The 26394-nt window shown below is 39.5% G+C and carries 25 protein-coding genes and 1 rRNA gene; 2 read left to right on the top strand and 24 right to left on the bottom strand.

Going from position 1 to position 26394, the window contains the following annotated elements:
* The 14 genes from O3617_RS06495 to O3617_RS06430 form a co-directional block, all read right to left on the bottom strand.
* The gene (locus O3617_RS06495) at positions 1-810 is read right to left on the bottom strand and encodes a hypothetical protein (RefSeq protein ID WP_371449222.1); all 810 of its coding nucleotides are present in this window, start codon (positions 808-810) and stop codon (positions 1-3) included.
* Positions 811-838: 28 nt separating this feature from the next.
* The gene (gene folK / locus O3617_RS06490; RefSeq protein ID WP_371449221.1) at positions 839-1309 is read right to left on the bottom strand and encodes a 2-amino-4-hydroxy-6-hydroxymethyldihydropteridine diphosphokinase; all 471 of its coding nucleotides are present in this window, start codon (positions 1307-1309) and stop codon (positions 839-841) included.
* Positions 1309-1671, bottom strand: coding sequence for a dihydroneopterin aldolase (folB, locus tag O3617_RS06485; protein WP_371449220.1), 363 nt, complete (start codon positions 1669-1671; stop codon positions 1309-1311). The genes folK and folB overlap by 1 nt, the downstream gene beginning before the upstream one ends.
* A gap of 13 nt (positions 1672-1684) precedes the next feature.
* Positions 1685-2515 (bottom strand): dihydropteroate synthase, encoded by an 831-nt coding sequence (gene folP, locus O3617_RS06480; protein ID WP_371449219.1) that lies wholly within the window; start codon positions 2513-2515, stop codon positions 1685-1687.
* Positions 2508-3071, bottom strand: a complete 564-nt coding sequence (folE, locus tag O3617_RS06475) for a GTP cyclohydrolase I (protein WP_371449218.1) — start codon at positions 3069-3071, stop codon at positions 2508-2510. Before folE ends, folP begins: the two co-directional genes overlap by 8 nt.
* A gap of 8 nt (positions 3072-3079) precedes the next feature.
* The gene (locus tag O3617_RS06470; RefSeq protein WP_371449217.1) at positions 3080-4636 is read right to left on the bottom strand and encodes an ABC-F family ATP-binding cassette domain-containing protein; all 1557 of its coding nucleotides are present in this window, start codon (positions 4634-4636) and stop codon (positions 3080-3082) included.
* A 100-nt stretch (positions 4637-4736) separates the two neighbouring features.
* Positions 4737-5885, bottom strand: a complete 1149-nt coding sequence (locus O3617_RS06465) for an amidohydrolase (RefSeq protein WP_371449216.1) — start codon at positions 5883-5885, stop codon at positions 4737-4739.
* Positions 5886-5906: 21 nt separating this feature from the next.
* Entirely contained in the window at positions 5907-6857 is a 951-nt protein-coding gene (locus tag O3617_RS06460; RefSeq protein WP_371449215.1) for an LD-carboxypeptidase, read from the bottom strand.
* Between the two features lie 108 nt (positions 6858-6965).
* A complete protein-coding gene (locus tag O3617_RS06455) occupies positions 6966-8567 on the bottom strand; it encodes a peptide ABC transporter substrate-binding protein (RefSeq protein WP_371449214.1) in 1602 nt (533 codons plus the stop codon).
* Positions 8564-9379, bottom strand: a complete 816-nt coding sequence (locus tag O3617_RS06450; RefSeq protein ID WP_371449213.1) for a serine hydrolase — start codon at positions 9377-9379, stop codon at positions 8564-8566. Before O3617_RS06450 ends, O3617_RS06455 begins: the two co-directional genes overlap by 4 nt.
* Before the next feature lie 11 nt (positions 9380-9390).
* Positions 9391-10338: an ABC transporter ATP-binding protein gene (locus O3617_RS06445; protein ID WP_371449212.1), complete on the bottom strand. Its 948-nt coding sequence runs from the start codon at positions 10336-10338 to the stop codon at positions 9391-9393.
* Positions 10338-11321 carry an ABC transporter ATP-binding protein gene (locus O3617_RS06440; RefSeq protein WP_371449211.1) on the bottom strand — a complete coding sequence of 328 codons (984 nt, stop codon included), beginning with the start codon at positions 11319-11321 and terminating at the stop codon, positions 10338-10340. The genes O3617_RS06445 and O3617_RS06440 overlap by 1 nt, the downstream gene beginning before the upstream one ends.
* Positions 11318-12217, bottom strand: coding sequence for an ABC transporter permease (locus O3617_RS06435; RefSeq protein WP_371449210.1), 900 nt, complete (start codon positions 12215-12217; stop codon positions 11318-11320). Before O3617_RS06435 ends, O3617_RS06440 begins: the two co-directional genes overlap by 4 nt.
* Positions 12217-13146, bottom strand: coding sequence for an ABC transporter permease (locus tag O3617_RS06430; protein ID WP_371449209.1), 930 nt, complete (start codon positions 13144-13146; stop codon positions 12217-12219). Before O3617_RS06430 ends, O3617_RS06435 begins: the two co-directional genes overlap by 1 nt.
* A gap of 249 nt (positions 13147-13395) precedes the next feature.
* Between O3617_RS06430 and O3617_RS06425 the strand changes: the two genes are divergently transcribed.
* Together O3617_RS06425 and O3617_RS06420 are read left to right on the top strand one after the other, a co-directional pair.
* The gene (locus O3617_RS06425) at positions 13396-14232 is read left to right on the top strand and encodes a pyridoxamine kinase (RefSeq protein ID WP_371449208.1); all 837 of its coding nucleotides are present in this window, start codon (positions 13396-13398) and stop codon (positions 14230-14232) included.
* 88 nt (positions 14233-14320) lie between these two features.
* Positions 14321-14905, top strand: a complete 585-nt coding sequence (locus O3617_RS06420; RefSeq protein WP_371449207.1) for a DUF805 domain-containing protein — start codon at positions 14321-14323, stop codon at positions 14903-14905.
* A gap of 44 nt (positions 14906-14949) precedes the next feature.
* On the opposite strand, the gene O3617_RS06415 is transcribed toward O3617_RS06420, so the two are convergent.
* The 10 genes from O3617_RS06415 to rrf all read right to left on the bottom strand — a co-directional run bounded on the left by O3617_RS06415 (position 14950) and on the right by rrf (position 26333).
* Positions 14950-16119, bottom strand: coding sequence for a hypothetical protein (locus tag O3617_RS06415; protein ID WP_371449206.1), 1170 nt, complete (start codon positions 16117-16119; stop codon positions 14950-14952).
* A 124-nt stretch (positions 16120-16243) separates the two neighbouring features.
* Entirely contained in the window at positions 16244-19786 is a 3543-nt protein-coding gene (gene cydD, locus O3617_RS06410; RefSeq protein ID WP_371449205.1) for a thiol reductant ABC exporter subunit CydD, read from the bottom strand.
* A 124-nt stretch (positions 19787-19910) separates the two neighbouring features.
* Positions 19911-20930 carry a cytochrome d ubiquinol oxidase subunit II gene (cydB, locus tag O3617_RS06405; protein ID WP_316065339.1) on the bottom strand — a complete coding sequence of 340 codons (1020 nt, stop codon included), beginning with the start codon at positions 20928-20930 and terminating at the stop codon, positions 19911-19913.
* Complete coding sequence (locus tag O3617_RS06400) at positions 20921-22309, bottom strand: cytochrome ubiquinol oxidase subunit I (protein ID WP_371449204.1); 1389 nt, start codon at positions 22307-22309, stop codon at positions 20921-20923. Before O3617_RS06400 ends, cydB begins: the two co-directional genes overlap by 10 nt.
* A gap of 57 nt (positions 22310-22366) precedes the next feature.
* Positions 22367-22819 carry an Rrf2 family transcriptional regulator gene (locus tag O3617_RS06395; RefSeq protein ID WP_005375284.1) on the bottom strand — a complete coding sequence of 151 codons (453 nt, stop codon included), beginning with the start codon at positions 22817-22819 and terminating at the stop codon, positions 22367-22369.
* Between the two features lie 171 nt (positions 22820-22990).
* Entirely contained in the window at positions 22991-23989 is a 999-nt protein-coding gene (locus O3617_RS06390; RefSeq protein WP_205096729.1) for an inorganic phosphate transporter, read from the bottom strand.
* Positions 23982-24611: a DUF47 domain-containing protein gene (locus O3617_RS06385; protein ID WP_005375274.1), complete on the bottom strand. Its 630-nt coding sequence runs from the start codon at positions 24609-24611 to the stop codon at positions 23982-23984. Before O3617_RS06385 ends, O3617_RS06390 begins: the two co-directional genes overlap by 8 nt.
* A 78-nt stretch (positions 24612-24689) precedes the next feature.
* Positions 24690-25184, bottom strand: coding sequence for a molybdenum cofactor biosynthesis protein B (locus O3617_RS06380; protein WP_371449203.1), 495 nt, complete (start codon positions 25182-25184; stop codon positions 24690-24692).
* A gap of 8 nt (positions 25185-25192) precedes the next feature.
* Complete coding sequence (locus tag O3617_RS06375) at positions 25193-26044, bottom strand: polysaccharide deacetylase family protein (protein WP_371449202.1); 852 nt, start codon at positions 26042-26044, stop codon at positions 25193-25195.
* A 172-nt stretch (positions 26045-26216) separates the two neighbouring features.
* A 5S ribosomal RNA gene (gene rrf / locus O3617_RS06370) occupies positions 26217-26333 on the bottom strand.
* Positions 26334-26394 lie beyond the last annotated feature (61 nt).

Below are 26394 nucleotides of genomic sequence, written 5' to 3'. Positions count from 1 at the left end.
CTACTGATGTACATCGACTAATTCTATAGGAAATAAATTTTGTTCTTGTACATCAATTTTATTCTTAGCTAAATATTGTTTGCGCATATTCCATAAAATAGATACATCTTCTGGATCCATTTTACTTAATGCATAGATTCGTATGAATTGGGAACCATAATAACCTTTCAAGCTATCTGGAACCCCCTTCGTCCCCTCGCCTAAAATACGCGTATTAAAATATCCCTGAATCTCTTTATTGCCCCTATTAATGATGATAAATCCCGAACCATCTAAAATATAAATTTTTGACTGTCCTTGCTTAAGAGACTTTACATTATTGGTAATAAAAAATGATGTATCTAAATCAATGAACGACGATTCATAGCCAGACTGATAATAAGGCGGTATATAGTGGGCCCCCTTATCCGTTGCATTTAGCATATCTGTAAAGTTCTGTTGCTCTTCAGCTGTAAAATCATGAAAAGTTCCAACATTCTCTACATGACGCACGCCTTTTTGATAATTTTTTAGTTGTCCAGGCTCAATATGAGTTCCTTTAAATTGAACTGTATTAAGTCGAATCGTATTATCCTTTACATTATAAATGCCATATCCTTCATAACCTAAAAAATAGACATTATCCCCCACTTGTTTCATGGCCAACAATCGTTTAGATATAATTGCATCATTCGATGTAACCACCAATGTATGTTGTTCTGGATCTACTTTTACGGACTTTACATCATCATTAACCATCGACATCGCCCAATAAGACAATCCCATTAAAAGGATGGCAACAATGATAAAGCCCAATCGTTTTGCATTCATGTTAACCCCTTATGAATACATCCTTATATTATGTCTGTAGTGAATGAATTCTACTGCGTATGGACTCACCATTATATGTGAAATTTTTGTCTAGCTCCATCAACGGTTCCAAAACAAACAACCTATCCCAAAAATATGGATGAGGAATTACTAAACGCGCATCATTGATATTCATACAAGCACCGGTTTTATCCAGAGCATATACAATGTCCAAATCAAGTGTTCTCGGTCCCCAGTGAATATCCCGTTTTCGTTGAGCCTCACGTTCTAGTTCTTGTAATATATCGAGCAACTCATGAGGTTTCCATTCACAGGTAACGTGCCAAACAGCATTTAAAAATACATCTTGATCTGTATAGCCCCACGGCTCTGTTTCTAGAATGGATGAGGCAGTAATACGATACACCTCTGGATATATGGAAAGAGCCTGATAAGCTGATTCAATGTACTGGCGTCGATTTCCTATATTAGAACCTACACTAATATAGTACGTATACATTAGATTTGACCTCGCGTCGTTACAACTTCTACATAATCCAATATACCTGCAATCGGTACAGATGGCTTACGAACAGTCACGCTTAAGCCAACTATGCCTTGATAGTGTTGATACAATGTATCTGCAATCAATGCACCAATATGTTCCAACAAATTACAACTTTCACCAGTCATAATAGCTGCCACCATATCATACACCTCAACATAGTTGATAGAATCCTCTAACATATCTGTTTGGCCTGGTTTAGTTAAATCAGTTTTAATTTCCACATCTACAAAAAAGCGTTGACCTTGTGATTTTTCAGACTCTAAATTACCATGATATCCGTAAAAAGCCATATTCTTTAATATGATCTTATCCATAGTAAACTCCTTATTAGCCTCGCAACAATCCGTCTGCTACAGCAAGTGCACGTTTATGCATTAATACATTATGTACACGCACCATGTCAACGCCTTGGAAAACACCGGTAATACACGCTGCAACTGTGCCTTCATCGCGTTCTTCTGGAGGAAGTCCACCAAGCATCGTGCCGATGAAGCGTTTTCTACTTGGCGCCAATAACACAGGGTATTCATAGGCCGTAATTTCACCTAACCGTTGCAATACCTCAATATTTTGCTCCTCTGTTTTCCCAAATCCAATGCCTGGATCAAGCCAGATATTTTGTGGTTGCACGCCTTCTTTCAAAGCTTTATCAACGGCGGAGAAGAAATAAGCCTTCATATCTTCAATGATATCATCGTAATTTGTATCATTGCTATTATGCATGATAATGACAGGCACCTTATATTTTGCTGCTACAGCGGCCATGTCAGGATCATAGTGCAATCCCCATACATCATTTAGAATATGAGCGCCTTTAGAAAATGCATAATCTGCTGTTTTAGCATGGTATGTATCGATGGATACAGGAACAGTAGATGCATCCAAAACAGAATCAAGCAACAGACTGAGTCGTTCAATTTCCTCTTCAGTGCTCAATGGAGTGCATCCAGGTCGCGTAGATTCTACGCCTAAGTCAATTACATCCGCCCCATCTTGAATCATTTGGCGAGTCCATTCTGCTGCAGTTTCTGGTGTATTATGTTGGCCTCCATCGGAAAAAGAATCTGGTGTGCCATTTAAAATGCCCATAATTAATGTGCGGTCAAATAAACGTAATGATTTGCCATCACTCCAAGTATATTGTCTACGTTTATACATCTGTGCCTCCTAACATAGCCAATGCTTCATCTCGCAAAGAGCTTGCCTCCCTTAATAGGCCTCTACTCTCTATGGTAACCACTTGCGAGCCTTGTTGCAAAGTCCCCTTCATCAACATACATAATTGTGTTGCTTTAAGACGTACAAAAACACCTTCAGCGGATAAATCATGCTCGATTGCATCGGCGATTTCTCTCGTCAAGCGTTCTTGTAATTGTGGCTTTCTACTTAATACCGTAATTACATCATTAAACTTACTTAAGCCAGCTACACAACCACTATGTGGTTGATATATTACATCTACTGTACCAAAAAATGGCAGTAAATGATGCTCACACATCGAATAAAATGGAATGTCTGTAACGGCTACTAAACCATTGTAGTCCGTAGAAAACAATTCCCCCCAGAGTTCTTTTGTATTTTTTCCGACACCAGAAAACAACTCTTCATACAATTCCACTACACGGGTCGGTGTTTTTTCTAACTCTGGCGCCTTTGTATCAACGGATAGGGCACGCAAAAATTGCTCTATCCCTTCTTTTGCAAGTTGATTCATAGGCCCTCCTAAACGATTTTCGTTGTCCAATCCTCTATATTCCAAATATCGGTAACCCAACTTTCATAAAATTCTGGTTCATGACTAACGAGGACAATAGTTCCCTTAAAATCACGCAAAGCCCGGGCCAATTCTTCCTTAGCATATATATCAAGGTGATTTGTCGGTTCGTCAAGAACAAGAACATTATATTTCTTCTGCATCAATTTACAGAGACGTACCTTCGCATTTTCACCGCCAGATAGAACGCGCATTTGAGAAGTAATATGCTCATTTGTCAATCCACATCGCGCAAGCGCTGCACGAACTTCAGCATTTGTCATGGCCGGATATTCATTCCAAATATAATCTAACGCAGTTTCTGAATTAGATGGTGTATCCTCTTGCGCAAAATAGCCGACTTCGAGGAAATCACCTTTCACCAATTCGCCGCTTACAGGTTTCAATAAACCTAAAATGGTCTTTAGCAATGTAGTCTTACCTAAACCATTGACACCGCGAATGGCAATTTTTTTATTCCGCTCTATTTGAAAGTCCACCGGTCTTGTAAGTGGCTCATCATACCCAATTTCAAGACCAAAGGCTTCCACGATAAAACGACTAGGCGTACGACCTTCTTTAAAGCCAAAGGACGGTTTGATATATTCCTTCGGTTTTTCAAGAATTTCCATTTTCTCTAAACGCTTAGCTCTAGAATTCGCCATGCCACGCGTAGCAACGCGCGCCTTATTGCGTTGGATAAAATCCTCCATGCGCTCGATTTCTTGTTGTTGTCGTTCATAAGCTTTGCGAGCTTGTGCCTTTTGCACTTCATAGGCAGCTTGGAATTGATGATAATCACCTGTATAGCGTGTAAGAACGGCTTGTTCAATATGGTAAATTACATTAACGACAGAATTTAAGAACTCCATATCATGAGAGATCAAAATAAAGGCATTTTCGTAATTCTGTAAATAATTTTGTAGCCAATGAATATGCTCAACATCCAAGTAGTTTGTCGGTTCGTCCAATAACAATATGGTCGGTTTCTCAAGCAATAGCTTTGTCAATAATACCTTTGTACGTTGTCCACCACTCAACTCCGACACATCCCGATCTAACCCAATATCCATGAGGCCTAACCCTTGTGCTGTTCGTTCAATGACCGCATCAATCTCATAAAATCCACGTTGCTCTAAGATTTCTTGCCACTCACCAACTTGCTCTAATAGGCGATTCATTTCATCTTCTGATACATCACCCATTATATTGTATGCATCATTGATCTTAGATTCCATCACATACAAATCATCAAAGGCGCGTTGCAATACATCGCGAATGGTCATGCCCTTTTCAAGTACTGCATGCTGATCTAAATACCCCACCGTTACTTGGTTAGACCATTCAATTTTGCCTTCATCAGGTGGCAATTTGCCGGTAATAATATTTAAGAAGGTAGATTTCCCTTCTCCATTAGCACCTATTAAACCTACATGTTCCCCCTTTAACAGTCGGAACGATGCATCATCTAATATTTGTCGAGCCCCAAAGCCATGAGTTACATGGGATACCGTTAATACACTCATTATCTATCTCCATCGGAATAAAAGCCGTCTTGCATAAGACGGCTTAGTTCACACTAATTAATATATTCATTGTACCTTGATGCCCTAGATATGTCAAAATTTAGGCATTTACTAGTTCTGCATACCGCAAGGCAACAATGGCCATAATCTTAGCGCCTTTAATAGCTTGACTCAATCCATACTCCGAACCCGCTGCACAAGCAAACTCAGGTGTATGAGCCTCCAGATGATCACCTATATTCAATGTTGGCTGTGCAGTGGGTACCTCATAGGATACATTACCTACATCGGTACTACCATCCGCCTCATTGGGTGGTAATTTTCGTGGGCTTTCACCAAAGTCAGTCATTACCTCATCAAATAAAGATAGTAAACGTTCATCCTGCCTCATATCCTTAAACAAAGGTTCATAATGGTGCATTTCTACAGTTGCGCCATAGTCCATAGCAATCCTCTGCGCTTTAGATTTAATGGCTGGCAAAATAATATTTTCCAAATCAGCTACCGTAGCACCGCGTACGGTCATGCGTAATGTGGCCGTATCTGTTACCACATTTGGGGCCGTACCAGCCTGTGTAAATATGGCACCTACGATAGCACCTTTCGGAAATGTATCGATTTTCATGGTCTTAATGGATTGGTATAAATCTACCGCACAATCTAAGGCATTGACGCCAGAGTCTGTAAGTGACGCAATATGACAAGACCTACCGTGAAAGATCACCTCTAAAGGATGGGTAGCTAGGGAGGTACCGCCCACCTCATTTTCACCGCCTGGATGAATGATAAGAGCCCCATCATAGCCTTTAAAGAGTCCTTCTTCAGCCATATATACCTTACCACCGATGGTCTCCTCTGCAGGACATCCAAAAAACGTAGTCCCCCACGTATCTCGGCACGTTTGGCTAAATGCAATGGCTGCGCCCATACTCATAATGGCAATCAAATTATGACCACACCCATGACCTAATTCTGGCAGTGCATCATACTCTCCTAAAAATGCCAGTTTATGTAATCGTTCTAACCCTATGTCGGCTCTCATAGCCGTGCGTAACTCTGATCGTTTTGTGAGGCCTACGGCCGTATCAAACCCATGCTGTGCCATATAGCGACTAATTGTTTCTACAGCACGATCTTCATGCTGCCCCAGTTCTGGATTATCATGTAAAAATAACGAAATCCTTTTTAACTCATCTTGTATACCATCAATTATGGCACAAGCTCTCGATTCCCGTTCCTTTAAATTCATCTATGGTTCCTCTAAAATTCTTTATGATCTATGTTGATTCGTATAAGTCGACAATACAATCGTATTAGAGATATATCGAAAATATACATGTGCACCTAACGGTAATGTTTGATGTGGCGCACCATGCCCTGTTGGCACATAGCATACGAATGGTTCTGGTAAGTTTGACTGGCGATGTTCCTCCATATAACGGAGAGCCTCATACCCTATATCATAATCGGATTCGTCATCATCACCTTCACAATCTGTAAAGGTACCAATCATCATGCCCTTTATACGGCTTAATAAACCAGATAACCTCCATTGTTGTAGCATACGGTCTAGCTTATATGGCGCCTCGCCAATATCTTCTATAAATAGAATTGTATCCTCTATACTTTCATCCTCTAAAAAATAGGGTGTTCCACACAGCATAGATAGCATGGTCATATTTCCACCGCGCAATATGCCATCTCCTAGTTCTGTACCGATGGCCCCTCGCGGTGGTTCCGGTAGCGGTTCAATGACTCTAAGTCGCCCTTCCAATGTTTCAAATAAATGATGTATATCTTCATTACGTGCTTCTGTAAAATCAACCCCCATTGGGCCATGATAGGTTACTAGACGACTATAACGATTGATAGCCATATGTAAAGCCGTACAATCACTATATCCAATAAATGGCTTCCCATGTTCACGAATAGCTTTGTAATCAATGCAATCTATATACCGCATCGTGCCATATCCGCCCCGCAATGCCAGCACCGCATCAAAAGGGGCCTCTGTCATCATCCATTGAAATTCATCAACCTGCTCTTCAAGGGTGCCACCATACAAACCTTTACGATAGCAGGATTCACCAAATATAATCTGATAGCCATGTTGCTGGCATATCTGTTGTATTGTATCCAGGGATTCATCACTGCTGCTAGCAGGGGCTATACAACCAATGGTCATCCCCTTCTGCAAACACGTTGGAAATTTCCACTCCATAATTCCTCACATATATGCATTATTTATCTATATAATAATTTGTACCAAGTACATAGATAAAGAGAAATATACAAAAAAGACGTACAATTCGTACGTCTTTAGTGTATCTTATTTATATGCTTTTTTAAAGTCTACTTGACCAAGTACGGTCCAGAAATAGTTTTGAATTGTTCCATTAGTCACATATGGTTGCGTTGTAAAGTACAACGGCATCACTAAGGATTCATCAAATATCATGCGTTCTGCTTTATGCATCAACGCATCCCGTTCTGCACTATCAGGTGTGCTACGGATTCGTGCAATAAGCTCATTATAATCTTCATTATGGTACTGGCTATCATTATCTTCAGCAGAAAATACTTCTAAGAAGTTTTGTGGATCCCCATAGTCAGCAACCCATGATGCACGAGCCACTTGGTATTTACCAGCCTCACGATTAGCGAGGAATACCTTGGTTTCTTGATTTTGCAATCTCACATCAGCGCCAAAGGCTTCATGCCATGTAGCTTGAATAGCTTCTGCAATTGCCTTATGCATTTCACTAGTATTGTACAAAATCGTAATTGGAGGCAATGGATGTTTCTCATCATAACCAGCCTCTTTTATAAGCTCTTTAGCTTGCTCTACATCCTCATATACGAGATAACTTCCCGATTCACGGAAATCATCAGTACCATTGCTTTCAAGCATGCCATAAGGGACAAAGGCATACGCTTCTTCCTTACCGCCTTTGACGATGTTCTTTACAATTTCCTTACGGTTGATAACCATAGAAAATGCCTTCCGTACATCAGGATTTGTGAAAGGTTCTGCTTTCACATTAAACAAGTAATAATAGTTACCGAGCATTGGGCCTATATGTAATAGTCCAGCTTCCTCGAGTCGTTGTTGATCGGCTACAGGAGGCTCAACCATCATGTCCGCTTCGCCCCCTTCAACAAGAGTAAGGCGTGTACTTTGCGATTCACTAATAGGCCAATTCATCGTTTTGGTAACTACTTCATCAGCATCCCAGTAATTTTCATTTTTCACGAAATTAAGTTCGCCATTGTGCTGCCAGCTCAACAATTTATAAGGGCCATTGGAAACGATTGTTTCCGCATTATTGCCCCAATTTTCATTGCTTTCAACAGCTTTTTTATATACTGGGTAATAGCCATGGGAGGCCAATAATTTTAAGAAATATGCCGTTGGATGTTCTAATGTAACAACTAATGTATCATCATCAACAGCTTCTACGCCAACATCATCTCTGTCAGCCTTACCATTATTGAAAGCTTCCCCATTTTTTAGCACATATAACATATAGGCGTTATCAGCACCTGTATCTGGATCCAGTGTTCTCTTCCAAGCGTACTCAAAATCATGAGCCGTTAAAGGTTCTCCATTGGACCATTTCAAATCAGGTCGCAAATGGAATGTATATGTCGTGCCATCATCCGACACGGTCCAACGTTTCGCTAGTGCAGCCTCTGGTTCTCCTTTATCATCTAAGCGAACCAATCCATCAAATAATTGTAATTGTACAGTCGCTTCCGGTGACGTACTAGATTTAGCCGGATCTAATGTTGTCGGTTCTTGTTCCAATACATATCGTATCGTATGCTCATCAACAATCTTAGGACCACTAGTATATCCAAAAACAAGCAACAATATACTTACACCAAAGGCTAGTACCACGAGCTTAAGCAATTTACGTTTATCCATCATGGTAATGCATCCTCTACAAATTCTTTCATAATGAGCCCCATTTGAGCTCCTAATTGTTTTGCTTTGTCATTTTGTAAATGACTCATCAACAGAACGAAGCAAAAATCTCCATTCATCGTTTCTATAATCCCCGCATCATGTTCAATACAATCTAATGACCCTGTTTTATGGTGGAACATAACGTCCTCCCCCCAGTGAAATGGCAAAATATCTCTAAACTGTTGACGTCCGAGAATATTCCACATTTCATGGCCATATATAGTATGACGCAACTCATATATATGATGTAACAACTTAGTCATATCTAAGGCAGTAATATAATTCTCTCGATTTTCTTGTGCTCCTTTAAAATCCATCATCATCCGATTGATTTCAAAATGTTCAAGGCCCAATTGTTCAGCCCGAGCATTGATATTTTCCATGCCCAATGCTTGCATCAATAAGTTAGTAGCCCAATTATCACTGAGTACCATCATCAAACGACAGAGCTCTAAATAACTAAAGCTATGATTGCCCGCCAATTCCATCAAGGCTCCTGCACCTTCAACGCGCGGGCTGCGGTGCAATGCAATGGTATCATTAATATCAAGCTGCTCTTGTGCTGCTAAGTGAAATACATACTCCAAAATCAGCGTTTTCACCATACTGGCTCCAATATGGACAATCGTTTCCTTAGAAGAAGCCACTATGGTAGCTTCCTCCCCTTCATTAAGACGCGTTACCATATAGGATACGGTCGCAGCTGGTGGCAATGTATTTAATACTGTTGCCAATTGCATTTCTAAGGATTTCCCTACGATTAACTGTTCCATAATTTACCCCATTAAATATGCCAACATGCAATTCTACGGTCCGCCCATTCACGAAGCGGTGGTCGTTCTTCCAAACATTTACGTTCAACATCTGGGCAACGGTCACTAAATAGACAACCTTTAGGAGGATGTAATGGACTCGCTGGTTCACCGTGCAATGGCGCACCGATTGGTGCCCGCGGAACAACTGGACCAATCATGGTCGTAAGCGCCTTCGTATATGGATGTTGAGGAAACTCATAAATATCAAGCGCCGGCCCTTCTTCCATAACGGCCCCTAAATACATGACTACCATGCGATGACTAATATAGCGCACCATCGGTAAATCATGAGAAATAAAGAGATATGAAATACCATATAAGGCCTGCAATCGTTCTAATAATGTCATGATTTGAACTTGTATAGACACATCTAATGCAGAAATAGGTTCATCAAGAATAATGCATTTAGGCTGCATAATAAGAGCCCTTGCAATGCCAATTCTTTGGCGTTGTCCACCGGATAATTCATGAGCATAACGCTCGCCATAGGCCATGTCGAGTCCCACTTGTTCTAGTACCTCTTTAACCCGAATAACCCGATCGCGTGGCGTATAATTAGGATTTAACTCTAATGGCTCTTCTAAAATTCTGTTTATCTTCAATCTCGGATTCAGTGATGCATAGGGATTTTGAAATACCATTTGCATCATATCCCGTGTTATATCTTTATGAATATACGGATTGATTTCAATGTTATTCATATAAATAGAACCTGACGTGGCCTGATGTATGCCCATCAAGGTATAACCAAATGTAGATTTACCACATCCTGACTCACCAACAATACCTAATGTTTCGCCTTCCTCTTGATGGAGACTCACACCTTGTAAAGCATGTACCGTTTGTTTTGGTCTAAACAATCCGCCAGAAAGGGTAAAGTTTTTAACGAGATTGCGTGTTTCCCAAATATATCCCATTAAAGTCCCTCCAACTTTGCTAACCAACATGTATATTCATGATTATTACCGATATTCGATACCATAGGTATACGTTTACCACATATGCGCATCGCCCATTTACAACGAGGATTAAACGAACAACCACGTGGCAATTCATATAAATCAGGCGGTTGTCCTTCAATAGCTTTCAACTCACCATGCCATTTCCCTTGAGGTAATGACATCAATAAGCCGATTGTATAAGGATGACGTGGATCGTTAAATAAGTCCTCTACCATTGCAGATTCTACGCATTTACCGGCATACATAACCATTACACGATCACATAATTGGGCAATGACGCGCAAATTGTGAGAAATAAATATAATCCCTATCCCTGCTTCTACGGCCAAGGTTTGCATGAGGCGTAAAATTTGAGCCTCTGTTGTTGTATCTAATGCGGTCGTCGGTTCATCACAGATCAAAATTTTAGGACGTCCTGCAACAGCCATGGCAATGCATACCCGTTGACGCATACCGCCACTCAACTCATGCGGATATTGAGTCAAACGCTTTTCTGGTGTAGATAGGCCCATCTTCTTCAATAGATCTAGAGCTATCGCCTTTTCATCATAATCATCACCATAAGCATTGCTACGATGGATGACCTCATAAATTTGTTCTCCAATCGTCAAGATAGGATTCAAAGCAGTCATAGGATCTTGAAATACCATGGCTACTGTTGTGCCACGCAATTCATTCCAATCTTCTTCTACATAGTCTTGACAATCTTCGCCATCAATTTCAAATTTTTCAGATTTTATTTTAGTACGACCTTCTGGCAATAATCCCATAAGAGAATTAACCATAACCGATTTACCACAGCCGGACTCACCTACTATGCCAAGGATTTCACCACGACGAAGCGTAATGTCTTGATTGCGTATGATGCGCAACGGTCCTCTAAAGGTATCAATGGTAATGGATAGGTTTCGTACATCGACTAACATATCACTCATCATCTATCCCCTTCCTTTGGATCAAATACATTGCGCAATCCATCGCCTAAGAATACAAATCCAAGCATGGTAATGCTGATGGCCAATGCAGGAAAAATTAACTGAAATGGATAAGATCTCATACTACTAATCCCATCAGAGGCTAATACGCCCCAACTTGCCATCGGTGCATTAACGCCAAGGCCAATAAAGCTCAAAAAAGCTTCCGTAAAGATAGCATCTGGAATCGCTAATGTTAAGGTAATAATAATAGGGCCTACACAGTTTGGTAAAATATGACGCCATAAAATACGCCATTTAGGAATCCCCATTGTTTCGGCAGCGATAATATATTCCTCTTCTCGAACTTTCACAATTTGACTGCGCACAATACGGGCCATATTAAGCCAATAAGCAATACCTAATGCAATAAAGATTGATGTAAGACCTGGTCCAATGACAACCATCAATAAAATAACATATAACAATAATGGAATGCCGTATAATACATCGACAACAGCCATCATAATTCTATCTGTTTTACCACCAAAGTAACCTGCAATACCGCCGTAAATAACACCGATTACAAGATTTAATAAAGCGGCCACGATACCAATCGTCAAGGAAATACGGGCCCCATACATAACGCGAGTGTAGATATCACGTCCCAATGTATCGGTACCGAACCAATGGGCTAAACTAGGGCTTTGGTTCGCATCGATCAAGGATTGATCCGCATAGGTATACGGCGAAATCAAAGGGCCAAAGATTGCGAGTACAATCATAACCGCTATAATTCCAGCGCCAACTACGGCCAATCGATTTACCTTAAATCGTTGCCACCAATTTGGACGCACGATAAATGTTGATTCTCGAATATTCGTATCGCGTTCAATAGGTAAAAAATCATTTCTATCCATTACGCACGCTCCTTCTCTGTTGTTACCCGAGGATCAATAATCGGATAAATCATATCAACAATAATATTCAAGACTACAATTAATGTACTATAAAATACAGTTACACCAAGAATAACCGTATAATCACGATTATAAATGGAGGTTACAAAATACTGACCTAAACCAGGGATGGCAAAGATTGTTTCTACGATAAAACTACCTGTTAGGAGGCTAGCCGCCAATGGGCCAATATACGTAATAACAGGTAAAATCGCATTTCCTAAGGCATGTCGAAATAAAATAGTCCACGCCCCAAGACCTTTCGCACGTGCGGTACGAATATATTCCTGTTGGTATACATCAAGCAATCCACTACGCGTTAAACGCGCAATAAATGCCATAGGCTGTGCCGCCAATGTGAGTACAGGTAAGATCATATATGATGGTCCACGCCATAATGCGACTGGCAACCAACCTAATTCAAAACCGACCACATAGACAAGAACAGCACCAATAATAAATGTAGGAACCGAAATGCCTAATGTGGACACAAATGTAATTGCATAATCCACAATACCGTTAGGTCGCATTGCGCTAATAGATCCTGCTGCAATGCCGCCAACGATGGCAACGCAAAGAGCTAAAAGTCCTAATTGGGCTGATATAGGGAATGATTCGCCGATGATATCATTAACGGAGCGACCTTCATATTTGTAAGAAGGCCCCAAATCTCCTGTAACAACACCACCTATATAATCAGTATATTGTTTCCACAATGGATCATCTAAATGATATTTTGCTTCTATACTCGCTTTAACCTGAGGCGGTAATTTTTTCTCACTCGTAAAAGGTCCACCAGGTATAGCATGCATTAAAACGAAGGTAATACTAATAATTACCCATAGTATAACAAGTGCGCTACCTATGCGCCGTAAAACATACCTTGCCATTCTAATCTCCTCCATACAATAAAATTTCTATATTATTATACTATATTATGACTATAAATTTAAAGGTATAGATTTAATATTGTAATAAATATTTTATTTTTTATTTATTTCTTTTAAATTACATCTATTAAAAACTCATCTATTCTTCATATTATATCATGCATTACATGGGCTTTCTATTATTCCAATCGTTTTACAGGTTTTAACGAATACAGTACAATACAAGTATACTATATTGAGGAGGTCTCTATGACTACAGTACCAAGAATACTAACTATACAAGATATGAGTTCCATCGGACGTTGCTCTCTAACGGTTATGCTACCAATTATCAGTGCCCTTGGGTGCCAGGCAGTGCCATTAGCAACAGCCGTATTGAGTAACCATTTAGAATATCCCTATTTTGAAATCGTTGATTTATCTGATCATTTAACGGCATTTATGGATTGTTGGGAAAAGAATGAAATTGATTTTAATGCCATCGTCAGTGGATTCTTGGCATCACCAGAGCAAATCCATCTCGTAGAGGAAGCAATTAATCGCTTCGGTAAAAATAAAATGGTCATTGTCGACCCTGCCATGGCGGATGATGGACGCCTCTATTCTATATATACATCAGATATGGTAAAAGCTATGCGACATCTTATTTCTAGAGCGCATATCGTCAAACCTAATTTTACAGAAGCCTGTTTTTTATTAGATAAACCATTCTCTACAAACCCTATTTCAGATAATGAATTACACGATATGTGCCAAAAGCTTCATCAGTTAGGCCCTGAGCTCGTCATTATGACTAGCGTTCCTTCTGATACACATGCAACCATTGCTGTATACGAGGGCACAACCGATACCTTAGCGACCTATTCAACACCACTCATTCCTGTGAAAGCAACAGGCACTGGGGATATTTTTACATCTGTATTATCTGGGGCTATCATGCGCGGCTATACAGCCCACGAAGCAGCCCAACTAGCCATGAACTTTACAACAAAATCAATCCAAGCAACGGTCGATAATGTAAAATCCATGAAATATGGCATTGCTTTTGAACTCGTATTACCGGAATTAACTATTCTATCCAAATAATGCGTTGAAATTGTCCAATTAGCCCGTTCATGATATACTTAAACACATAGAAAATATACGTTATGTTTATTTTTATAAAGGGGATTTCATGGATTTATTATATCCGGTTCTACGAACTGTACTAATCTGCTTGGTAGGTTTTGGTATAGCATATCAGGGACGACGAAAGGGCTATACCATATTTAACCTTTCTGGGCGTTTTAATAGGCTGCAATTTTTCATATTGTTCATAGCATTGATGATACTCTTCTACGCAGTAGATATCATCGAAGAACGATTAATAGACTACATCGTTACATTACCTGCATATTGGGCTACGCGCATCTTTGTAGGTGCATTACAAGCTATGTTATTTCCACTTGCCTGTGCATTATTTACACGGCGTATACACGATATTGGATTTAATGGTTGGGCCGGCATTCTATGGGCCGCTATTATTATCTTTATCAATACCTATTCCGCAGTAACGCCTCTAAATTATTTATTAGATTTATTTGTATGGATTATTGGCTTTCTATTTTGGGTATTACCAGGGCAACCGGAACCCAATAAATATGGCTATCCTCCATTTATGAGTCAAGAACCTGCAAAGACACAACCAATAACAGTACCGTCTAGACAAGACGAACAAGAAGTTCGAAAAAAAGTGCGGAAACGACGTAAAAAACGATAATACAAAAGGCTGAGCCACGAGGCTCAGCCTTTTTCAATCTCTAGCTAGTTCATCAACAACATTAATTCTATTAATGTACAACCAATATAGGCGATGATAAACTTAACCTTTTGTTTTCTAGCACGATCATCATCAGCAATTTTTAAACGATTAGCAAGGAATCGTTTATCACGAATTTGTAACAACAATTGTTTTATACGCTCTTGACTTTGACAGGCTACACATTCATCGCAATCTGAAGACAGCGAAGCTTGTTGCATGAAAATTCGACGATGTAACTTACGCAACTGAATTTTAATATTATTATGGACAAAGGCGCTTTGCCATTGTTTTCTAGAATCTACATACATATATACATATCTTGGGATATTCATTACCAAGAAGGATATAATAAAAATCCCTAAAGAAATTAAGAAATATGTAGAAAACGAAAACTCTAATGTTTCAGTTGGCAAATAGTGATGAAGAATTATAAATGTAATCCATACACCGATTGGCAATAATAATACAGCTGCAATATCAATAGATCTAACCCAACTGGTTCGCGTTGGCACATCAGGAACTGTAAACGTATCTACCGGATCATGGAATGCATAATAGTCTAACTGCAATACAGACTGACCAGTCTTTGGATTCCCCAGCAAAACAGGTCCTGTACTACCTACATGACGTTCAGGTAAGGGGATAAATTTCTTAATTCTAGAATTGGGAACCAAGTCAAATTGAATAATCCCTTTTTTCTCAAATCGCACCGTCGACCCTAAGTGTCCGATGGCAATAGGATTAAAGAATATGCCAAACAAACTAAGGCACCAATTGCCTAACAGATGGAGAATCGAATTTAATATAAATCCACCCGTATCTATATTAGCTGTATCTAACTTAATAGCAAAGGAAGATGAATAGTCATCAAACCATACATCCTCGATGGTAAATTCCACATTAATCACATTCCCCCATTTAGTGATAATGGAGAGAAACACTTGATTGTTTGGTTCAAACTCAAAGGTTACAGAGTAAATTAACCAATGGTTTCGAAATGCAGCGCGGAGCATCCGATTGACCATGTCCTCTTCAATATAGAGAATTCTATGATCAAAAAGTTCTCGTTCCACAGGTGCAGTCATAAGTGTCGTATCCTGTTCAATAATAGGAGAACGTTCATTTAATGCGTCATCCACCATAGCGCGTAACTTGGTGAAGATTTTTGTCATAGTCGCTCCAATATATGCACACTCACAATATTTATATATCTCAAACAGTGTAATTATATCATAATTCACGTGTTTTTTCGAGATTTACGCGTAGATAACAGACCATATGTTATATTCATAGCAGCTACACACTAGCCATTGTAAGTCGGCAGTATGCATAGAAACGGCCTTTCTTCGCAATTAACTCACTAAATGTTCCATCCTCTACAATATGGCCTTTTTCCATAAAAAGAATCCGATCCATTAGCTCTAAACCTTCTAATTGGTGTGTAATATACAAAACGGTCTTTTCTCTTGTGAAAGCAAGAATATCTTCATGCAGTTTTCGCCGTGTTACCTGATCGAGTCCTTCCAAAGGTTCATCGAGCAATATAAGTTCAGGATTTTTTAAAAATAACCGTGCTAAAGCAACGCGCTGACGTTCACCGCCACTAAGGCCCACACCGCCACTGCCCACAATGGTTCGTAACCCCTTAGGCAACCTCTGAACCACATCTGACAACATAGCATGCTCTACAGCAGCGTTCACCTCATTCGCTCCGGCTTGTGGATTCGCAAGACGAATATTATCCTCTAGCGTAGCATGGAAAATATAGGTATCTTGGGTAATTGACCCTAACATATTCCGCCATGATGCAGTATCAATCGACTTTAACTCATTACCACCGACCATAATGTATCCATCATAGTCATATAAACGTTCTAGTAATGAAAATAATGTAGTCTTACCAGAACCACTAGCACCAACTATAGCAATATTTTGACCTTTCTCTATCTGTACGGATAGGTCTTCATATATAGGGGGCGCACTTTCATAAGCAAAATTTACATGTTTTAACGATATGGTGTCCATAGATGTCAGCACTATATGACCTTTATCGTCAACAGGTAATGGAGCATGCTTAATTTGTAATAACCGACGAATGGCAACTAAACTCTCATATCCATGATGAAAGGATACAATCAAAGGTTGTAATGCTTCAAACCATGCTTGAATACCGATGGCACATACTACGACCATGACGCTCGCCCAAGGCCCTGTTAACACACTACTTGCTAAAATAGCCGATAGAATAACCGCAATTTGTACAATACCAATGAATATGATGTTTCCTAAGTTCATCCCCTTAGAAATACGATTCTTATGATATTCTACATCATCTACGGCCCGCATCATGCGGTCCATAACCAAGGTTTCGTTATGATAGCTAATGATATCTTCGATGCTTTCCAATGTATCACTTAAGGTAGATTTAAAACGGCTTTGTACCTCACTAATCGTCTCTAATGATATCCGATGATACCGATATACCATATAAGGCACAACTACACCAGTTATTAATGCGGCAGACCATACAAGTACCGATAGTCTACCATCTACGGTTCCTACCCCATAGGAGACCAACAATGTCAGTATAATAGCTGCCAAGGGTGGAATTAAGGTGCGCAAATAGAAGAACTGAAGCACCTCTATGTCTGCCATAATCCGGCCCAGCATATCTCCAGCCCCCCATCGTTTAAATATGGCCGGTGCTAATGGCTCTAAATAGGTATAAAACCAAACACGTAATCCATACAGCCCTTGAAACGCCATTCTATGTGATGTATACCGTTCAAAATAGCGGCATACAGCGCGACTAATCCCAAAGAATCGCACTCCTACGATAGCGAGGCTCAAATAAGTAATCCCAGGTTGTAATGCGGCAGATGCGAGTAACCAAGAGGATACACCTAATAGCCCTACATTCATAAATACCGTCAAAAAGGTAAATATCAAGGCAAGAACCAATGACCATCGAGCGGGCTTCAATACAGAGAATAATAGCTTCCATCCCTCAAAATCACTATATCTTGCGAGGTTGGATTCACATTGTGGCTGATGCATCTTATACTCACGTTGTTTTTCTGGTGTTGATTTCGTAAGATGTAACACATCAGATTCATCTATATCGTCATTCATGACAAATGAACCTGTGCCTGCATCCACAAGGGCTTTAAAATATCCATTGTGTGCCAATAAAGATTCATAGGTTCCACTCTCTACAATTTCACCTTGGCGCAATACATACAATCTAGAAGCCCATTGCATAGTTTGAATGCGATGTCCTACAAGAATAACTAATTTATCCTTCATCAAACGCTGCAATGCACAGCTAATTTTAGCCTCTGTATTCACATCTAAATGGGCCGTCACTTCGTCTAATACTAGAACTTGTCCGCCATATAAAAACGCACGTGCCAACGCAATACGTTGTAACTCGCCGCCACTAAGACCCATACCAGATTCACCGATAAGAAAATCCAATCCCTTATCATCGATTACATCTTGTAATTCTGCCTGTTTTGCGGCCTCTAGAATCTCATCATCACTTACAGTTTTTCCAAAAGCAATATTATCTCTCAATGTGCCATTTATAACATGCGGTTTTTGAGACACATAGGTTACTTGCGTACGCCACCATTCCATAGAGCATGTAGAAAGATCCACATCATTGACATACACACTCTGAGGTGGCGCTTCTAAAAATGCGCCTATGATTCGTGCAATCGTCGATTTACCGGCTCCGCTTTCACCAACGAGCATAATAGGCTCATTGCGATATACCTGTAAACTAATATTACGAATGCCATTGCTTGTTTCAGGATATGTATAGGTTAAATTCTCTAGCTGTATAGACTCAATAGAATCTTGTAATATATATGAACCACCTTGCGGTAATGCAATAGGCATGTTCATAAAGGCATCAAATTTAGCCAGTGCTGTTTTACCAGACATACCAGTGTGAAACGCAGCGCCTAATTGTCTAAATGGAGTATAAAATTCTGGCGCTAACAACAAAATAAAGAAGGCATATAGAAACTCCAAACTGCCCTCTAACAGAGTGAGACCTAAATATACAGCGATAATAGCAGTGCTGATGGTACTGACCAACTCCAACACTAGAGCAGATAAGAATGCCACGCGTAGCACGCGTAATGTGGAATCCTTAAATTCATTTGATAAACGACTAATAACTTGTATCTGCTCTTTTGCGCGACCAAATACCTTTAATGTTGTAATACCACGCAATACATCTAAAAAGTGGCCTGATAATAAACTCATCCGTTCCCATTGTTCTTGATTCATCTTTTCCGCTTGTTTACCAATTAGGATCATGAACAGAGGAATCAATGGAACCGTACCAATCAATATGGCACCGATGATGGGCATAGTATCAATAATAGCAATGCCCATAACGAGAGGAATGACAATAGCATATATCATCTGCGGTATATACTTGGATACATAGGCATCCACTTGTTCTAATCCATCTGTAATGAGATGAATTGTATCGCCCTGTGATTCACCACGCTGCACGCCTAACTTGAACACATGGGCAAGAGCCTCCTTACGTAACGCCGATTTTACCGTATGTCCTAGATTCGACGCTAACACTTCCTGCACATAGGAAAATAATAGCCGTAAATTTACAAATACCGATAACCATACAACGGTATTCATTTCATCGACTAAGGTATGTTCTAAAAAGATCAAATTGTTAATTAATATGGCAAAAAACCAGGCTTGTCCTACTATGGCAAGGCTTTGTAAGATACTAGAAACAATCAGTGCTAATAATATGAGCTTTTTACTTTTAATAACGCGAAGTGCCGTTTTCTGTATCATATCTAACCCCCTTTAAATCTAATTTTATCAATATTACATTCATCTTACCATAAAAATGAGGCGTGCCGCTACAGCACGCCTCACAAAAGGGCTCAAACTTTCACAATTAGTAAAAGATCCTATATTAATAATGTAAATCTTTTTCTGTTACACGATGACGGAATGTCCAATATACCCAAATTTGATATGCTAATACGATTGGTACAAATACCACTGCAACAGCAGTCATCAATGCCAAGGTATATTCAGAGGAAGATGCATTTGTAATGGTCAAGCTCCACGCTGGGTTCAAAGAAGATACCATAATACGAGGGAATAGACCTGCAAAATATGTAGCCGTAATCAAAATAACGGAAAGGGAGCTAAATACAAAGCCCCATTTTGTATTGCGCGTACGTGCTGCAGCCCAAGAAATAAGGAAGCAAACAACAGCTAAGGCACAGAAAATAGTAGCTAAGATAGAGCTGTACAAATCAGTGCATACATAGGATGCAATAATCAACGCGATTACACCGATTGCAGTAGGTACACCTGTAACGAGAGATGCTGCACGTGCACGTTCAGAGATAGGACCTGCTGTTTTAATAGATGTAAACAAACCACCATGGTATGTAAACACTAAAACGAAAGCAACACCACATAATACAGTGTAAGGGCTAAGTAAATCCCAGAATGTACCAACATATGTCATCGTTTCATCAATAGGTGTACCTTGGATTAAGTTACCTACTGTTACGCCCCACAATAATGCAGGAACGATAGAACCGATGAAAATACAATAGTCAAACACTTTACGCCATGTGCGATTTGGACTTTTAGAACGGAATTCAAAAGCAACGCCACGCATGATGAGTACAGCAAGCATTAAGAACAATGCCATGTAGAAACCACTAAACAATGTAGCATATACATGAGGGAAGGATGCGAATAATGCGCCACCAGCAGTGATCATCCATACTTCATTACCATCCCAAATAGGACCTAATGCATTAATCATTTGACGACGTTCAACGTCAGTTTTACCAATGACTGGTAGAAGAATACCTGTGCCATAGTCGAAGCCTTCTAAGAAGAAGAAACCTGCAAACAATACACAAAGCAAGATGAACCAGATCACATTAAGGTTATTCATAATTAGTTCCATAATCTTGCCTCCTCTTTTTCTTCTACATGGTAAATTGTTTGTCCATCAGGACCTTTTTTAATGTGCTCTACAGCTAAATACAATGCAGCAATAGCAGCCAAGATGTAAATCACTGTAAAACCAATGATAGTAGTCATGATTTCAGGAGCTGTAACGGATTTAGAAGCACCATTCGCAGTCAATTGAAGGCCATATACAAGCCATGGTTGACGACCTGCTTCTGCAACAAACCAACCAGTGGATTGAGCGATGTAAGGTAATGGTAACATCCAGAAAATGATTTTCAAGAATGTTTTATTCTCTACGAGTTTACCTTTAGCATTTAATACCAAGCCGATGAAAGCAACTAACAACATAATGGAGCCAGCAGCTACCATGATGCGGAATGTCCAGAAAATACCAGGCACATCTGGAATGTAATTACCAGGGCCATATTGAGCTTCAGATTTAGCTTGTAAATCTTTAATACCTTCTACCTTACCAGATGTAAAGGAGTTTTGTGTTAAGAAGGATAAGCCGCCAGGGATTTCAATGGCACCTGTATTTTGTTGTGCTTTTGTATCGATATTGGCTACCAAAGAGAATGGAGCTGGATCTTGAGTTTCCCAAAGAGCTTCCATAGCTGCCATTTTCATAGGCTGTTCTTTAGTAATATATTGGCCTTGATGATGACCTGCAAAAGCACCTAATGTACCAGCAATTAAGGTAATTACCATACCCCATTTTACAGAGGTTTTATAGAAATCAACATGGCTCTTACGAATCAAGTGCCATGCGCTGATAGCCATAATGATGACACCTGCTGTCATGGAACCATTTAATACAATATGAGCAAATTGGCCAGGTACATAACCATTAGATACGATGGTTGCGAAGTTTTCCATTTCCGCACGACCATTGCGAATTACATAGCCTACAGGATGTTGCATAAAAGAGTTTGCTACAAGGATCCAGAATGCGGATAAATTGGTACCTAATGCAACTAATGTTGCCACAGCAGCATGCGCTTTATTAGATAAGCGACCCCAACCAAAGATCCAAACGCCCATAAATGTAGATTCCAAGAAAAATGCCATTAATGCTTCAAGGGCAAGTGGGGCACCAAAAATATCACCCATAAAACGAGAATATTCAGCCCAGTTCATACCGAAATGGAACTCTTGAACGATACCTGTTACAACACCCATGGCAAAGTTAATTAAGAATAATTTACCCCAGAATTTTGCCATTTTTTGGTAAACTTCTTTAGCGGTGCTTACAAAGGTCCATTCTAAAATGGCTACGATAACCGTCATTCCCAATGTGAACGGTACAAATAGCCAGTGATAGATAGATGTTAGCGCGAACTGTAAACGTGCTAAATCCAGTGCTTCAAACATGTCTTTTCCTCCTTAGAATTGACTCAAAAATACACACTTGATGAATGTCTTACATCGTTACGCATGAGATACACAAGGATTCATGGTCTCTAAAATCTCTTTTTCGCGCACAGCTAATTTATCGAAAGTCACACTTTCCATCTGTCTTACAAGTTCAGCTTGTACAACAGACATAGCTTCATTAACTGCACATTGGCCCATACATGCTTTTGAGCAAGAACCGACATCATACAAACAACGCTGTAAATACGTATCCCCCTCAACGGCTCTAATCACATCGAGCATGGAAATATCTTTGGGCTCACGATTTAATGCAAATCCACCATCCACCCCGCGGAAGGATTTCATGATTCCTGCTGCAATAAGGCTGCGCATTATCTTAAGCAAAAAACGTTCTGGAATCATTTCTTGCTCAGCCAATACACCTCCTGTTACCTTCTGACCAGATGGTAACATCGCCATGTGCAAAATCATGCGAAACGCATAGTCCGTGGCTTGATTTAATTTCATAAGCACTCCTTTTCCAATAACAACGTCTACGTATTACTACATTTAGTATAAACGATATAAAACAATACTGCAATGGTATTGTTTTATAAAACTGTAATTAATATCACAAAAAAGGACTATTAGTAAGATACTAATAGTCCTTCTCATTTATTATATGTAGTTCTAAAAGAATTAGCCAAATAGAAGATGTCCTACTTCATAAGCAATGGCAGCTACTATACCCGATAGTGGAATTGTTACAAACCACGCCATGACCATAGAACGCGCTACGCCCCAGTTTACTGCTTTAATACGCTTAGAAGCACCTACCCCCAACAAAGAACCACTCACAACATGTGTGGTACTTACAGGTAAATGCAAGAATGTAGCAGTAAAAATAGTAATAGCAGAGTTTAAATCGGCTGCAAAACCATTAATGGTTTCTAATTTGAAGATTTTTGTACCCATGGTGGAAATAATTTTCCAACCACCAACAGCCGTACCACAAGCCATCGCGGTCGCACAGCACAACTTAACCCACAATGGAACATCTAAGGTATCAATATAACCACCGCTAAGTAAGGTCAATGTAATAATCCCCATCGCCTTTTGTGCGTCATTAGAACCATGTGAAAAAGCCATCATAACGGCCGATACGATTTGCATGGATCTAAATCTATCATTTAAAACAATAGGCGAAAATCTACCAAAGATGAGTAGCAACAATTTCATGATAATATAGCCACCAACCATTGCTACTAATGGTGATAAGATGAGAGAAAAGAAAATCTTTAAAATCCCTGATTCATTTAAAGCATCAAAACCTACTGACCAGCCTACGGCACCAATGATACCACCAATTAGTGCATGGGATGATGAACTAGGAATCCCCCAGTACCAAGTCAGTAAATTCCATACGATGGCCCCGATAAGGGCTGCTGAAATGATACCACTATTGATAAGCGATGGAGACATAACAATATCACCACCGATTGTCTTTGCAACCCCTGTACTCACCATAGCACCCAAAAAATTAAGTGCTGCAGTCATCATGATTGCTTTTTTAGGTTCAATAGCACGGGTTGAAACAGATGTGGCAATCGCATTAGCCGTATCGTGGAAGCCATTGATATAGTCGAATGCTAGGGCTAGAAATACAACCAGCCAAACTAAGTAATGTGACTCAAGCATACTTCAATACTACCCGGCGGAATGTACCAACCAAATCTTCGCAACCATCGATTACATCCTCCATGGAGCTTAAGATTTCCTTCCATTTGATAATTTCAATTGGATCTGTACATTCTGTAAATAATTTCGCCATTTCTTCATGGTAAATATTATCTGCTTCAGATTCAAGTTTCAACACTTGATGTACACGACCTTCTACCTTTACATGGTCCTTTTTAAGGCTGCCCATGTAACCGATAGATTTATTGATATGTTTAACACATTTTACGACGATTTCACTCATGCGAATGGCACCATCACTAGGTTTACCTACATGATACATAACCATTTTATCCATGATTTCTTTGATATTATCAAGTGTTGTATCTAATTGATCAATCAACAATTGGATATCTTCACGGTCCATCGGTGTAATGAATGTTTTACGCAAGCGATCAACTGTTTCATTAACTAATTCATCCGCAGCTTTTTCCTTTGTATCAATTTCCAAGAATGCTTCTTCTTTAGAAACTTCGCCTTTGAAAACGCGTTCCATCATTTCCGCACTTTCATAGGTAAGTTCAGCATGATTTTCTAAAATACTAAAAAACTTTTCTTCTTTTCCTTTTAATTTAAAAGCCATGGAGATCCTCCTGATACAGTACTGTTAGCTTCTATAATTACAATACAATTATAGCATAGTAAATCAGTGCGTGCCTATCTATTTATTGATTTCTCGCACCAAATGAGGCATTTCTGGAATAATTAATTTACTCATGCCAAGAGTAACGGCTCCCACCGAACCAGGAATGGAAAAAATTAATGTATTCGAATTTACACCTGCCTCAGCACGAGATGCAATAGCTTTGGTACCAATATCCTCCGTAAAGGAAAGATATCTAAAAATTTCACCAAATCCAGGTATAGCCTTTTCAATAATAGAATCCACGGCTTCAATAGTTACATCACGCATGGCAATACCGGTGCCACCTGTAGAAATGACCACATCTATTGATGCATCATTACACCAAGGAATAATGGCATTACGGATTTCATCGTAATCATCGATGACAATCTTTCGAGCTACTACATTATGATTAGCAGCTTCTAATAATTCTTGAACCTTGTTTCCGCCCTTATCAGTTTCCATAGTCCGTGTATCAGAAACTGTTAAGACAGCCACATTGATAGGTCGATGTAAAACTTCTTGAGACATATATCCTCCTAAAACAATGGTATCAAACCAGCTAATTTTGTAAATCCATTATCCCGTAATGTATCTCGTAATTGCCATGTATAAGTAATAAATGGCGCGCAGCGCAAACGCATCCAGAATGATAAATACGGTGTATCACCTTGGAATATAGCCAATCTTGGCAACGCATATAAATTTTGGCCTGGTTTCACAGTTCCTGGTGTGACTGTGAAAGCCATCTTATACCCGCTTTCACTAGTAATGCGCTGAATTTCAGCATTATTGAAACCACCAGGATACGCTAAGTAATCGATGGGTTTTCCCATGAAAGCCTGTAATGTATCCTTACCACCTTTGATTTCATTATCAAGTTTAGAAGGATCAATGCGCGTTAAAATACTATGATGATTAGTATGACCTTCTACAATAAACTTATGAGCGTCCATAGTTTTTAATTCATTGATAGACATAAAACGTTTTGTATTAACAGCATCGCTAATCATAAATATGGTTGCTTGCATATCATAGGACTCTAAAATAGGCAAAACATCCTCATAGTTGTCGATATAACCATCATCGAAGGTAAGAACAATCGGTTTATCTGGGAGTTCCTTGCCTTCTGTCACATACGCATATAAATCATCAAGGCTAATCGTATGATACCCTTCGTTATGTAAGTACTCCATCTGTTTCTTAAACTGTGCCACATCAAGGGTCAGTGCAGAATGATACTTATCGTTAACCTGATGATAATTTAAAACGGGAACACCATAAAGCTTATAATGTGATGATAAACACCACATACTTCCTAACGCTATAAATAGTAATGCAACACAAATAATGATGGCACATACTATGCGTTTTCCTATTGTTAATAACATAATTAAGAACCTTCTTACAATATAAAATTATAACTCATACTATTTGAGGATAACATAACCGCTCTTTAGATTCAATGAAAAACCCCTCATGGGTCATTCTAAATTCATATAAATAACCTATGAGAGGTTACACACAAAAAAAAGACACACCCTTAGGTGTGTCTTTTAGCTTAATCAGCGACTTCCTATCCTCCCAGGCCGTCTCCAGCCAAGTACTTTCGGCGTTTACGAGCTTAACTACTGTGTTCGAGATGGGAACAGGTGGACCCTCGTAGCTATCGCCACTGAATCTGTCAGAGTTTGTACTCTGAAAACCACATAGAAGGTTATATATATTTATTGCACATTTC

This window comes from Veillonella sp. 27098_8_77, from assembly GCF_041431535.1.
Lineage (GTDB): Bacteria > Bacillota > Negativicutes > Veillonellales > Veillonellaceae > Veillonella.
This window is presented reverse-complemented; position numbering and strand designations above follow the sequence as displayed.